Origin of the sequence: Legionella anisa (genome assembly GCF_001467525.1) — a bacterium.
In the GTDB taxonomy this organism is placed as follows: domain Bacteria; phylum Pseudomonadota; class Gammaproteobacteria; order Legionellales; family Legionellaceae; genus Legionella; species Legionella anisa.
In genome coordinates this window covers 175388-188320 of the sequence record NZ_LNXS01000019.1, presented here as the reverse complement: position 1 = coordinate 188320, position 12933 = coordinate 175388, and the positions used below count along the sequence as shown (strand labels likewise).

Here is a 12933-nt window from a genome sequence, read left to right as displayed (position 1 = left end):
CTTATTGCCTCCCCGCTTTTTTTATTATTTTTGAGATCATGAAATAAACGGCGGGAAGTACAAATAAAGTAAACAATGTACCTATGCATAAGCCTCCAATAAGCACTGTACCTATCGCATGCCTTGCCTCGGCCCCAGCATCATGTGAGAGCACCAAGGGGATGGCACCAAAAACCATGGCACCAGTAGTCATGAGAATAGGACGTAACCTTAATGAACACGATTTTTTTATTGCCTCTGTTAAGGCAAAGCCTTCCTTTTGTAATTGGTTGGCAAATTCTACAATCAAAATACCATGCTTACTGATTAATCCTACTAAAGTGACCAGGCCAATTTGAGTAAAAATATTTAAGGATTGGCCAAATAAGTAGGCAAAAAGTAACGCGCCAAAACACGCTAAGGGTACGGTGAACAGAATAATAAACGGGTAAACAAAGTTCTCAAATTGTGCTGCAAGAATGGCATAAATAAAGAGTATTGATAAGGCGAATAACAATACCATTGTGTGTGACGATTCAGTATATGCTTTAGCAGCACCTGTCCAACTCAATTTATATTGGTTGGGAAGGTTTTCTTTTGCCAGTTTCAAGAGTTTATTCATTCCTTTCTTAAAGGATTGTTTTTCAGGTAATTGGGCATATAAAGTGGTAGCGCGCATTTGGTTAACATGCTCCAATGCAGTCGGTTGTGCACGTCGTTTCATTTGAGCTACTGCGCCTAAAGAAATGCGTTTTCCGGAGGGGGTTGTAAGATAAAGCTCGTTTAACGTCCAGGGCTTAGAAGAACCTTCTAAAGTGAGGTTATAAGATACACCATCTTTTTGAAAAGACATGGATTTATCACCACTGAAAAAAACTTCGATTGTTTTCGCTAATTGAGCGGGAGTTAATCCTAACTGGGCTAAGGCATTTTTATCTATATTTACAGAGTACCCCATGGAGTCAAGACGTAAGTCATAGTGAGTAGAGGCAAATTCTTTGTTCTGATCCAGTGTTTTTTTAAAATGTTCTGTTGCATCAAATAATTGTCGGAAATTTTCAGTGGTGGAAATGACCAGTTCTAATTCCGAATTATTGAGGGCATCCTCTACTCCAGGTAATCCAGAGTCCCAGCTCCAGACTGAGGCATCGACTGAGGGTAATTGCTCTGTTTTGGGTTTTAATGAATTGACAATTTGCTCTGCAGAACGATTTCTTTGTTTATGAGCTTCTAAAGGCATGACGATGCTACTACCCCAATTTCCTAAAAAGGTTAACGTATTTTTTGCTTCGGGGATTTTTCCTATAGACTGTTGCACGCGTTTTGTATTGGCTTCTAGCGTATCTAAGTTGTCTCCAGATACAGGCGGAGTATAGATTCCTACTAAACCGCGATCTTCTTTTGGTGCTGTTTCACCAGGAATCACTTTATAAAAAAGCAGACTTATGCTTAGTGATAGGAGAAGTGTGAGGAGGATGGTTTTTTTCCGATAAATAATGATATTCAGTAACTTATAGTAATACTGAGCTAGTTTACTTAAGAATCTATCTATGGCGGGCCATAACTGTTTTGTATTTTTATGGAGAAAGGTAGCGCACATCAAAGGAGAAAGCGTCAGCGCAACTATTCCTGAAATGAATACGCTACCAGCCAGGGCAACGGCAAATTCGATAAATAATTGACCAATCATGCCATCAATTAAAGCAATCGGAGCATAAACGCTAGTTAAAGTTAAGGTCATGGCAACGATAGCAAAACCTATCTGTTTTGATCCTTTAAGTGCTGCATCCATGGGGGATAAATCATCTTCGATATGACGCCAGATATTCTCAAGAACAATAATTGCATCGTCTACAACCAAACCAACAGCCAATACCATTGCTAGAAGAGTCATTTGATTTATAGTAAAGCCTGCAATTTTCAAAAATAATAAAGAACCTAAAAGTGAAATTGGAATTGCAATTAATGGAATTATTGTGGCGCGTATATTCCGCAAAAAGATAAAAATAATGACTAAGACTAAGAAAATAGATTCGAGAATAGAAGATTGGATGTTTTTAAGAGATGCTTTAATGAATTCGGATTGGTCAATAATGATTTTAGTTTTAATGTCCTCGGGCAAACCTTTTTTTAAAGCATTCAGTTCCTTGCGTACACTTTGGGATACCTCAATGGGATTTGCGTCATTCGCACGGTTAATAGCTAAAACCAAACCTGAATTACCATTGACCTTCACCCGGAATTGATTATTGTCAGTAGTTAATTGAATTCGAGCTAAAGATTTAAGAAAGACAGGATAATGGTTTTGAGTTTTGATAATCAGATTTTCGTAGTCTTCAGGAGTTTTTAATTCAAAATCAAGTGTAGTAGGGATTTTGTTTTGATAATTACCTGCAGGCAGAGAAAAGCGGTTATTGGCAATTGCATTGGCTACTTCATCGACATTAATTCCAAACCTATATAATTTTTTTTGATCTAATTGAATGGAATAAGTAAAAGGCTGTCCCCATACATCAACTGAGGCAACTCCTTTAAGACTTCGGAACACATTTTTTAGATTCAAGTTGGCATAATGCGTTAATTCGCCGAAATTTAAAGAAGAAGATTCCAAAGCAATGCCTATAAAAGGTAAGCCATCTGCTTGTCTTTGACGTTCAATTATGGGTGCTTTTACTGTTGTAGGAAGTTCTGCTTGTGCTAAGCGTGCTGCTTCATGCGTGGCATTTAGCGCTTTTTCCATGGAAGTTCCTGGCCGAAAGCGTAAGGTAATGTATGACTTTCCTGGATTAGAGCGTGACGTCATTAACTCCAATCCCTCTACGCCAGCAAGTTGATCCTCAAGCACATTAGTGACCACAGATTCAACTAATTCAGGGCTGGCATTAGGATAGTGGGTATTCACCGTAATGACTGGAAAACTGATGTCGGGGTATTCTCTCAGGGATAATGAATGAAAGCATAATATTCCCAAGAGCAGGATCATGCTATTAAGAATAATTGCAATCACAGGATGTTTTAAAAAATAGCTTGTAAATTTCATAACAGGGTAGCTAGCCTTTATAAATTGATATTTCCAGTCCTGGATATAATCGTTCCGGGCTCTTACTCACTATGTGCTCCCCGGATTGTATTCCTGAAATAATTTCTACCTTATCTTTTTCTTGTATCCCTGTTTTGACAGCAACGAGCTCTATTTTTTTATTAACAACCTTATAAACATGTGTTTTACCTTGTTTGAGAAATAAGGCCTGTGTTGGAATGACTAATGCCCCTGTTTTTTTCTTCACTACGAGCAGAGCGGATACGCTTGCGCCAACTAAGCAGTGAGTGCATTGGATATCGACGTCCGCAGGACACATATGTGTTTCATCGTCTATCATTTTCTGTACATGACTTAAATGATAAAGTTGGTTCAATATATAAACAGGTTGGTTTTCTTTAATTGAAAGAGTATTAGTGCAGGGCACATCAAGTTCAACGGTTAATGAGTTAGGATCATAAATACTCACTACAGGCGCACCTTCGGTGACTTGGGCTCCTTCCTTAATTTTAAATGCACCAATTACCCCGTCAAATGGCGCATAAAAACGCATGTTTTTGAGTTCGATTTTGGTTCTGGCTTTTTCTTTTTGTGTGTCGATCCAGATTCTTTTTTTCTCTTCTACCTCCCTTGCACTCACAAATCCTGGTTTTTGCAAATTTTTAAGACGTCGGTATTGAGTGTTTTCCAGTTGTTCTGTTTCTTTAGAGAGTTGGTAGCTTCGTTCAATGTCTGGATTAATTATTTTAGCAATTAAATCTCCTTTTTCGACTGTTTGCCCTGAACTTATGAGGGTGTCAAGCATTCCAGACCCTTTAGCAACAAGAACAGTTGCATGTTTGGGACGGATAGTCCCTATGAGCTTTATTGTTTTTTCAATTGTAGTCGGTGTTACAGTCACTGTTTCGACTATTTTAGGGGGTTGGGGAGGGGGGGATTTTGCCTGATAATAAAATAGGTAGTAAATGCCTAAGGCGGTAAGAAGTATACTCGATAATCCAATAATCTTATATTTGGAACGTAGAACATTCCTTATTTTGGGGATGATTAATTGCAGATTCACGAAATACTCCTAAATTGGGAATCGGATTGCATTTGTGCTATTGCGATTATGGCCTTTATCCATAAAGGATCATTATTCATACTCGGAACGATAATTAATTCTTCACCACCAAGTGTTACCCATTGTTTTTTAAGACGTATGCCTATTTCTTCCAGTGTTTCCAAACAGTCAGCAACAAAAGAAGGACAAACAATAACTAGTTTTTTAATCCCTTTAGCAATCAATTCAGCAAGAAGGTGATCAGTATAAGGTTTTATCCAGGGTGTTTTACCCAATCTTGATTGAAAAGCGGTACTGTAACTATTCTTAGATAAGCCCAGTTCACTTGCTAATAAACGACTACTCTGATGACATTGAGCCCTATAACATCTCTGGATATTATCTGTTAAAGCGGGACAAGATTCGGTACAAATTGATTTGCAACTACTTTTTGTAATTTGGCGCTCAGGAATTCCGTGATAACTAAAAAGAACATGCGTTTGCTCTTGAAGATAAGTTTTAATGGTTTGAGCTTGTGCTTTAAGGTACGCTGGATGTTGAAAAAAATCACTTATGATTTTGATTGATGGAACCAGATCCCAAGAACTGAGAATACGCATGGCTTCAGCAATGGATGATCCATTAGCCGCTGATGAATATTGTGGATATAAAGGCAAAATAGTAATGGATTCGCATTGCTTTAACTGATTTAAAGCGGTGGTGATAGAGGGAGTCCCATAACGCATGCCAAGAGCAATTACGTGTTCTGATCCAACTTCTTTTTGTACCTCATTCATTAAATTCTGGCTATGAAATAGCAAAGGAGAACCCTGTTCAGTCCATATGGATTGATAAGCACGGGCAGAACGCTTTGAGCGGAACGGTAAAATAAACAGATAAACCAATATATAGCGAAGGAAGGCAGGGAGATCGATGACTCGCTTATCAGTAAGAAATTCGCGCAAATAACTCCGGACAGATGAAGTATCTGTACTGTTAGGGGTCCCAAGATTTATAAGTAATAAACCACGCTTCATCAGCAATTTACTGACCTTAAATAGAATAAGGCCATCATACATGAAGATGGTTCTTAATTCAGTATTTGTTCAAAATTTATTCTGCTATGGCTTTATGGACGCAGCACCACGACGATACTGCGTTAATTTAATTAAGCCGTCTCAGCCTCAGCATTTTCATTGAGTACGATTACATTAGCTGCGTGTAGACCTTTGTCACCTTGTTCCACATCATAATTGACTACTTGTCCGGGAACTAATGTTTTATAGCCTGTACCATGAATCGATGAGAAATGAACAAAAATATCATCGCCACCATTTTCTGGAATAATAAACCCCCAGCCTTTGGCATTATTAAACCATTTCACTTCACCTTTAGCCATATTTCCTCCTTTTCCGGAGTCTCATGACCTAGACTCCATCGTTTCTCAATCGCTCTGACTTTTTCTGTCAGGTGAGCAATTGCATTCATCCATAAATGACAATTGAACCTATTTTCTTATAGGCAGTTTTAAACATAACGTAAAACAGACTCACTACTCAATAGTATTTTTTATAAAAAAAATAATTGTGTTAATAATTCCTTAAGTTGTATATGCTAATTTAGTAGTATTGGTGTAATAAGAGGAGTTCAGATGAGTCAATACAGTACTTCTAAAATGTTAGGAAAACTGGCTGCTGGACAGAGTAATTCCCGTCTTGAGGAAGTCTCGCAGGAAATAGAGGAAGTTGGACAAGAGTTTGCTGTACCTCAATTAGTACCCTCTGCAAAACCATCTGAGGAAATGAAAAATGTCCTAACCAATATTTTAGGACCGTCTTTTTCAAAAGGATATTCTCCGATGGATAAAAAGTAATTTAGTGGTCATCCGTATTAAAAATAAGCAATCATCCGTAGTCATTTAGCCCTCTCTATCCGGAGAGGGCTATGTTTTAAATGTTAATTCATAAACATAATATTTATTAATAGAGCAAATCGTTGTAAAAATATTATTAATTTTTACTAAAAACAACGATGCTAAAGCCCAAATTTAGGTATATACTTTTTAGAAAGAAGTATTATTTTTTGAGGCTTGAATATGGCAGGATTTGCTGAAACTGCACATTGGAGGGATTCTGCGCGCAGCGCACGTTTTTTTATAGTTGATGCTCGAGCTGCGTTTCCAATTTTTTTATTTCTAATGCATATTAGAATTTGGACAGGGATACTGGTTTTAATCTCTGCAGTTTTTTTGGCATCATTGAGCATTACGGTTTTACAGTCCCGGTTTTTTTAAGATGGATAAGGAGCACTTTGGCAGGATCGATTAAGTCTTCAAAACCGTGGTGGCGATAGTATGGAACGTGATATTAGTAAATGTATGTCCGTTATAGCCGCAAGTTTGAACGCAAAATTTTATCTTAATGATAGATTTGTGAGTTATGAGGAGGTTTTTGCAGATACAGGGTTGTTACCAGCAATTGCAAAACGAGCCGATCAATTGTGTTCTTTATGCCTTGGATATGGTTTGGGAGCTACATTTGATGAGGCAGAAGGAGCCTTGTTAGGACTCAGAGTCGTTTTTGATGAAGTAACGCCTAATGTGTTACGTTTGTTGTGTATGACTGACGTATTAAATGAGTTAATTCAAGGTGGGCCAAGTCGTGATTATACCCCTTTGGATGAGTTGATGTACGACTAGATGTGTTTTATTAAAATATATTGTAAAGAAATCGTAAGTAATGGTAATTTTAGATGCATTTATAATTGATTTTGATAGACTTATGTTAATTAAAGATTTTATGGTTTAGGGGTAAACGTTATGGCATTTTTTAAAAACGAGCATGGCGGGCAAGATTTAAAGAACAAGGTTACTACTGAAATCAAAAACCCAGTGGAAAAAATGGTATCAGCGATGAAGCAAAGTGGTCGCGATGTATCTGACCTTACTGAGGCAGAGAAGTTCGTAGATGTTGTACTTAAGGTCCATGACCAAGGCCCTGCTGCATTGCCACAAGAAGCCCTACAAACTCAAGAGGCGAAGCAACAAATACCTGGCGTTAAAGAACAACTTCAAGAAGCTAGGCAAGAACAAACCACTCAAGAAATTGAACAGGTTGCTGAAGAGAGAACTGGTTTTGGATTGACTTCAGGTAGTTGAGTTTAGGAATCATCGAGTACAATTTAATTATTTTTTTCAGCATTCACAAAGAGGTCCCTAGCTCTTTGTGAATTTTATCTTTTTTATATAATCGAAATTACTGTTATACTCCATAATACTGCATTGATTTTTTGCAGAACGTTTTATTCTTAAATTTTGGATTTATGGAAAAAAATACTTTCACTAAAGAGCATAATGATGCGATTCTTAAGGCATTGGATTATGCAATTCAAAATGGCCCTTGGGATAAGTCGAATTTTCTACGGTCAATTGGTAATCGTTTAATTGGAATTCGTGATGGGTTTGCCAAAAAAATTAATGAGCGCAGCCAGGCACAAATTCAATCAGATGCCCATTTAGCAAACCGTCTTGCTCTAAGAGGCGGCCAGCAAGAGGTTTTTGTTTCTTTATATTCTTCAGATGGGTCCAATCTTCAGTCTTGGGAAAGAATAATCATTAATTTGCCGCGGCAAATGATTTCTCGCCCCATCTATGCAGATGAAGAGCAAGTACAAGCGTTAATCAAATCAAAAGAAAACAAACAGAATGAGGCTTATGTCGCTATTTACATTAATAAAACGGATATAATTAATCTTTCTGCTGATAAAACGCTGTCTGACAAATTAGGTAGCCCCTTACTTACGCTAAAGGATAGGGCTTTAAATGTTGAGAATATTACCCGTTTTGTTCATCTAAGCGGTGTTTATAAGTATTCACGTGGTCGTTTGATTAAAGAACAATAGACCTTTTCCAAACTCTACTGTGGCGGGGAATTGCTTCGTCGATACGGTGCTCGAATCCTCATGTACTGGCGTCGTGTACACTCCGGTTCTGCGCTTCGTGTCTCCTTGCACTTCCCTCACCACAGCGAGTTTGGAAAGAGGTCTAATGATTCTGTTTTAACATGCCTCTTTATAGTCATGTACAGTATTACTTGCGAATCTCTCGCAAAATTATCCTAGAGCAGTATATACTTAGAAAGAAACAAACTATTTTGAAGTAATCGCTAATGGCACAACAACCGCAACAACAAGGTCAAGATAGTGGCATGGGCCCAATATGGGTGATGGTACTATTATTTATTACTGTGTTTTTTATTTGGAAAATGGGACATCAGTACATTGTGATGTTTGTTTTTCAAATTAACATTTGGCAGGCAAAACTGGTTAATTTGTTTGTTCACAGTGATCAGCTAGCAAGCTTGATTCAAATCATGCAAACTATAGATCCCAATGCAGTAAATTGGGAGCAGCTGATGGAAACAACGCGTGCTGTTGGTGATTTTATGCGTTATCCCGTGGTTCTTGTCCTGCTTGTTTTGGCAGTTTTACTCTATCAGTCAAATATCACCCTAAAGTTTCGTAAAGTTTATGATATGAAAAAATTACGGGAACAGGAGCAATTTAACTGGCCTGCAATTATGCCTGTAGTTAAAGAAGATTTAGTAGACCAGGATATAAATCAAGGCCCTTGGGCAATGGCGCTGACGCCAATGGAATTTGCACGTAAATACAATTTATTAAAAAAAGAAGATGTGTTATTGGACGATCCGGTACCTGGACAAGAGATGACTGCTGGGATACGGCGAGGCGATGCAAAACGAGTTTTTACCCTACAATTAGGTCCTTACTGGGATGGTTTCGAGCATTGTTCACCACAAGCTTATGCATTAGCTGCTGTGTTTATTGCCCGTATTAATCGAGATAGAGATGCGGCCAACACTATTTTATCAACGTTAGATAAATCTTATGTTGCAGGAAAACCGGATTATAGTGTAGCTAGGCCTACAATAGAAAAATATAAAAATACAGAACTTATCCAGGAAGTTGTTACAAAACATGCCTATACTTTAAGTATAATGGCTTCTTTACTTGAAAAAGCCCGGATGGATGGGGTTGTTCCGAGTTCTGAGTTTTTATGGTTAAGACCCGTTGATAGGCGTTTATGGTATATGCTCAATTGTGTTGGTAGGCAAACACCTTTTTCAGAAGTTGCAGGCCCTTTCGCTCACTGGAAAGCAGAGAAAGAAATGGGACGGCGTTCTTTGGTGCCTATGATAGATGAGGCGATTAAAGCTTTGGAAATTGCTATAAAAGAAGTTAAGTTAACACCCCGACAAATGCAGGAGTTAGAGCCATGATGCGCGGTATTGATTCACGTCATGAGTTAGATCCTACCCTCTTACTTAGGGATACGCGGACTTTGACACAGCGAATGGCTGATTTCTTCGCTGATCCTACGAATATTTCGATTATACTTTTTACTTTATCAGCAATGTCCTATTATTTCTCTGAGGTCGCAACATTCCTGATGCTTGTGGGTGGTGGAAGTTTTCTTTACAGTTATACACGCAAACAAAAATTACCTTTTCGCCTTCCTCTAATTTCTCGAGTAAAAGATTATAACGATATGAAACCAGGCGTTAATAAGCCCAATATGGCTCGTGGAATTGCATTTTTTGGTAATGATCGTAAAACGGGACATGAGTTATGGTTTGCCAATGATGATATGCGTACCCATGCCTTAATCTTTGGATCCACCGGTAGTGGTAAAACAGAATGTTTGGTTTCCCTCGCTTTTAATGCTTTAGTACAAGGAAGTGGTTTTATTTATGTCGACGGAAAAGGCGATAACTCACTTTATGCTAAAGTTTTTTCCATGGTCAGGAGCATGGGACGTGAAGACGATTTGCTTCTGATTAACTTTATGACCGGTGCCCGGGATATTATTGGTCCACAAGAAAGAAGATTGTCTAATACGTTTAATCCCTTTTCTCAAGGTTCTTCCAGTATGTTAACCCAGCTTGTAGTGAGTTTGATGGGTGATTCAAAAGGAGGCGGTGACGGAGACATGTGGAAGGGCCGTGCTATCGCTTTCGTAGAAGCCTTAATGCGACTTCTGGTATATATGCGTGATGAGGGAGCAATACTTTTGGATGCGGATACCATCCGTAATTACTTTGATTTAACTCGATTAGAAACTATTGTCGTTGATAAAATCTTCCCACGTGATAATCAAGAAAGTGTTAACATCGAACAGATTCCAAAATTGGTTACAGACCCTTTACGTAACTACTTAGGCACCTTGCCAGGTTACAATAAAGAGAAAAAAGGAAAGCAAGTGTCACAAGTTTTGGAACAACACGGTTTTATTACCATGCAGCTGGTAAGAGCGTTTTCATCCTTGGCAGATACTTATGGTCATATTGTCCGTACGAATCTGGCTGAGGTAGATTTTAAGGACGTGGTATTGAATCGAAGGATTTTGGTTGTATTATTACCCGCATTAGAAAAATCTCCCGATGAGTTGTCTAACCTTGGTAAAATTATCGTTTCTTCATTAAAAGCAATGATGGCAGCAGGTTTGGGGGAAGATGTCGAAGGGGATTATCGAGATGTAATCTTGAGAAAGCCAACGAATGCACCTACACCGTATATGTGTATCCTGGACGAGTATGGATATTATGCAGTTCAAGGGTTTGCAGTGGTTCCTGCGCAAGCGCGTTCTCTTGGGTTCTCAGCGATTTTTGCAGGACAAGATTTACCTGCATTCCAAAAGGCTTCTAAAGAAGAAGCTGCGTCTATCGGTGCAAACACAAACATTAAAATATGTATGAAATTGGAAGATCCTACAGAAACATGGGATTTCTTCACCAAAACCGCAGGCGAGGCTTATGTAACCAAAGTGGATTCATTTCAAGCTAAAGACACCAGTATGGCCAATACGTACATGGACAGTAAAAGTTCTTCGTTTGAAAAGAGAGCTCGTGTTGACCTATTGGATTTAAAAGAACAAACAGAAGGTGAGGCACATATATTCTTCAAGTCAAAAATTGTTCGTGCCCGCATGTTTTATGCGAATCCTAAACCCGTTAAGAAGTTAAAATTAAATCAATTTTTAAAAGTAGAAGCGCCACCAGACGATTATATAATGAGGTTACAAAAACAATTAGCCTCATTTCAGACAATTTTGGAAAGTGGTGATTTATCAATTAGTAAGACAACAGAAAGTGAAGAAATTACCCTTATTTCTAAGTTATTGCGTGAATCACCCATAGAAGAGCCTATAGAACGAGGTGTTTCTGCTTTAATTGCATTCCATGGTCATAATGAACCTGAACCTGTTGAAGATTTAATTGAAGAAGAAGTTGAAGGCGCATTAACGATATTTAGTCCTTTGCGAGAACGCCCTGAGGATCCTCCAGTTTTGGTTAGTGATAAAGCAGCATTTTCAGAGTCCTTGCTGCCTATCAATGAAACACGCAATCAGATGATGAATATTGAACGTTTGGCCGGAGCCAAGGATAAATATGCTGGTACGGTTGCAAATGAACTTATTAAAGATTTCCAATTGGCGACCAGCTATCCACCTGAAGAGAGAGATGCCATTGCTCCAGATGAGTTAACTGATTTGGTAAAAACTTTGTCAGAAAAAATTGCGCGTGAACGTGAAAATGCGCAGAAGAAAGCTGAAGAATAATTGATACTAATTACGACGTTACTGCGTATTTTTCTGGTAAATACCATTGTGTATCTCAAGAAATTTAGCCATGCGTGTTCATGGCTAATGTTTCACTACAGATGTTTAAGAAAAACACTCACTTTTATGGAAAACAACGCTCTTTGGAATCAGTAACTAAAGCACGTTGTTTTCCTTTTTTAGTTGTGAAAAAAAAAGCCTTGGCGCTTTGTTTTTACTCAAAAAAATGTAAAGAAATAAATAAAGTTTTAAAAAAATAGCTATTTTTTTGAATTCATTGTAACGTAATAATTTGTATGTTTTTCTTAAAGATGGAACACACAATAGAACTACAGTCAGAATCATTTTAAGTGGTCGTTTGAAATATGAGGAATATGAGTGAGATCAGTACGTATTAATCTAATTCAGGCTGTTGGATTGATTGCCTTATTGACGTTGACCTCCTGTAACGGTGATTATTGGGCATTGGAGAAAGACGAGCCGAAGTATCCATGTAAAGTTCTTGGTGCCTGTGATGCTACCATCATGAAGCTTGCTAAAAAACTAAATAGAAAAGGGGTAAAAGTAATTACGATTGGTCAGGATTATATGATCAGCATTCCTGCTAGTTATTTGTTTGAACCAGAAACACCTCATCTAAAATGGAAGTCTTATCCATTATTAAATGAAATTGCCGCATTTCTAATACAATTTCGTAAAATTGCCATTAATGTAGCTAGTTACAGTAATAAATATGTATCGCCAAGAAGAGAGCATGCGTTGACTTTAGCCAGATCGCGAGTCGTTAGTGAATACCTTTGGTCTCAGGGAGTAGATAGTCGTTTTATCTTTACACAAGGATTAGGTAGTGATAAACCTATTATTGGATACACTAAGGGTGGTGATAATTCAATAAATGCACGAGTAGAAATTACTTTCAGAAGAGCTGTGGCATAGGGGAAAGAATGAGTCGTGAAGCGTGGGAAGTAATAAAAAGCAGTAAGAATTTCTATGTTAATTCATACAGACGCGGGATAATCGCGTTAATTATTTCTCTGTTAATAAACTGCATTTTTGGATTATTAATCGCTTACATTCATTTAACAGAGCCTGAGCGAGATTATTATGCAACAAGTGGGATAGCTCCTCCTATTCAGCTACAAGCTCTTCTTGCTCCGAATTATTCATCGAATGCGTTACTTCCTCCTGATCCGCCTGCAGAGGCTGAGGAAGATAAATTGATACCACAATAAGCAA

13 protein-coding genes and 1 pseudogene are annotated in these 12933 nt (G+C 38.0%); 10 read left to right on the top strand and 4 right to left on the bottom strand.

The features are described 5' to 3' along the window. Position 1: 1 nt before the first annotated feature. From Lani_RS05040 to Lani_RS05025, 4 genes are all read right to left on the bottom strand, one after another. Positions 2–3019 (bottom strand): efflux RND transporter permease subunit, encoded by a 3018-nt coding sequence (locus Lani_RS05040; protein WP_058388446.1) that lies wholly within the window; start codon positions 3017–3019, stop codon positions 2–4. A gap of 10 nt (positions 3020–3029) precedes the next feature. Then, entirely contained in the window at positions 3030–4082 is a 1053-nt protein-coding gene (locus Lani_RS05035) for an efflux RND transporter periplasmic adaptor subunit (RefSeq protein WP_058388445.1), read from the bottom strand. Further along, the gene (gene hemH / locus Lani_RS05030) at positions 4079–5098 is read right to left on the bottom strand and encodes a ferrochelatase (protein ID WP_058388463.1); all 1020 of its coding nucleotides are present in this window, start codon (positions 5096–5098) and stop codon (positions 4079–4081) included. The genes Lani_RS05035 and hemH overlap by 4 nt, the downstream gene beginning before the upstream one ends. Positions 5099–5229: 131 nt before the next feature. Further along, the gene (locus Lani_RS05025) at positions 5230–5460 is read right to left on the bottom strand and encodes a cold-shock protein (RefSeq protein WP_019233473.1); all 231 of its coding nucleotides are present in this window, start codon (positions 5458–5460) and stop codon (positions 5230–5232) included. Positions 5461–5712: 252 nt separating this feature from the next. On the opposite strand from Lani_RS05025, the gene Lani_RS05020 reads away from it, so the two are divergent. The 10 genes and pseudogenes from Lani_RS05020 (at position 5713) to icmM (ending at position 12929) form a co-directional block, all read left to right on the top strand. Beyond that, complete coding sequence (locus tag Lani_RS05020; protein WP_058388444.1) at positions 5713–5934, top strand: hypothetical protein; 222 nt, start codon at positions 5713–5715, stop codon at positions 5932–5934. A gap of 222 nt (positions 5935–6156) precedes the next feature. Beyond that, positions 6157–6398: pseudogene (gene icmT, locus Lani_RS20630) on the top strand (IcmT/TraK family protein); the annotation flags it as partial. Between the two features lie 16 nt (positions 6399–6414). After that, positions 6415–6759 carry a type IV secretion IcmS family protein gene (locus Lani_RS05010; RefSeq protein WP_019233476.1) on the top strand — a complete coding sequence of 115 codons (345 nt, stop codon included), beginning with the start codon at positions 6415–6417 and terminating at the stop codon, positions 6757–6759. Between the two features lie 120 nt (positions 6760–6879). Next, complete coding sequence (locus tag Lani_RS05005) at positions 6880–7218, top strand: hypothetical protein (protein WP_058388443.1); 339 nt, start codon at positions 6880–6882, stop codon at positions 7216–7218. Between the two features lie 164 nt (positions 7219–7382). Further along, positions 7383–7961: a Dot/Icm secretion system protein IcmQ gene (icmQ, locus tag Lani_RS05000; RefSeq protein ID WP_058388442.1), complete on the top strand. Its 579-nt coding sequence runs from the start codon at positions 7383–7385 to the stop codon at positions 7959–7961. A gap of 266 nt (positions 7962–8227) precedes the next feature. Continuing rightward, positions 8228–9358: a type IVB secretion system coupling complex protein DotM/IcmP gene (gene icmP, locus Lani_RS04995; protein ID WP_058388441.1), complete on the top strand. Its 1131-nt coding sequence runs from the start codon at positions 8228–8230 to the stop codon at positions 9356–9358. Continuing rightward, positions 9355–11697, top strand: coding sequence for a TraM recognition domain-containing protein (locus tag Lani_RS04990; protein WP_058388440.1), 2343 nt, complete (start codon positions 9355–9357; stop codon positions 11695–11697). The genes icmP and Lani_RS04990 overlap by 4 nt, the downstream gene beginning before the upstream one ends. An 80-nt stretch (positions 11698–11777) precedes the next feature. Continuing rightward, positions 11778–11957, top strand: a complete 180-nt coding sequence (locus Lani_RS04985; RefSeq protein WP_058388439.1) for a hypothetical protein — start codon at positions 11778–11780, stop codon at positions 11955–11957. 118 nt (positions 11958–12075) lie between these two features. Continuing rightward, the gene (gene icmN, locus Lani_RS04980; protein ID WP_019233482.1) at positions 12076–12633 is read left to right on the top strand and encodes a type IVB secretion system protein IcmN/DotK; all 558 of its coding nucleotides are present in this window, start codon (positions 12076–12078) and stop codon (positions 12631–12633) included. 8 nt (positions 12634–12641) lie between these two features. Further along, positions 12642–12929 carry a type IVB secretion system protein IcmM/DotJ gene (icmM, locus tag Lani_RS04975; protein WP_058388438.1) on the top strand — a complete coding sequence of 96 codons (288 nt, stop codon included), beginning with the start codon at positions 12642–12644 and terminating at the stop codon, positions 12927–12929. Positions 12930–12933 lie beyond the last annotated feature (4 nt).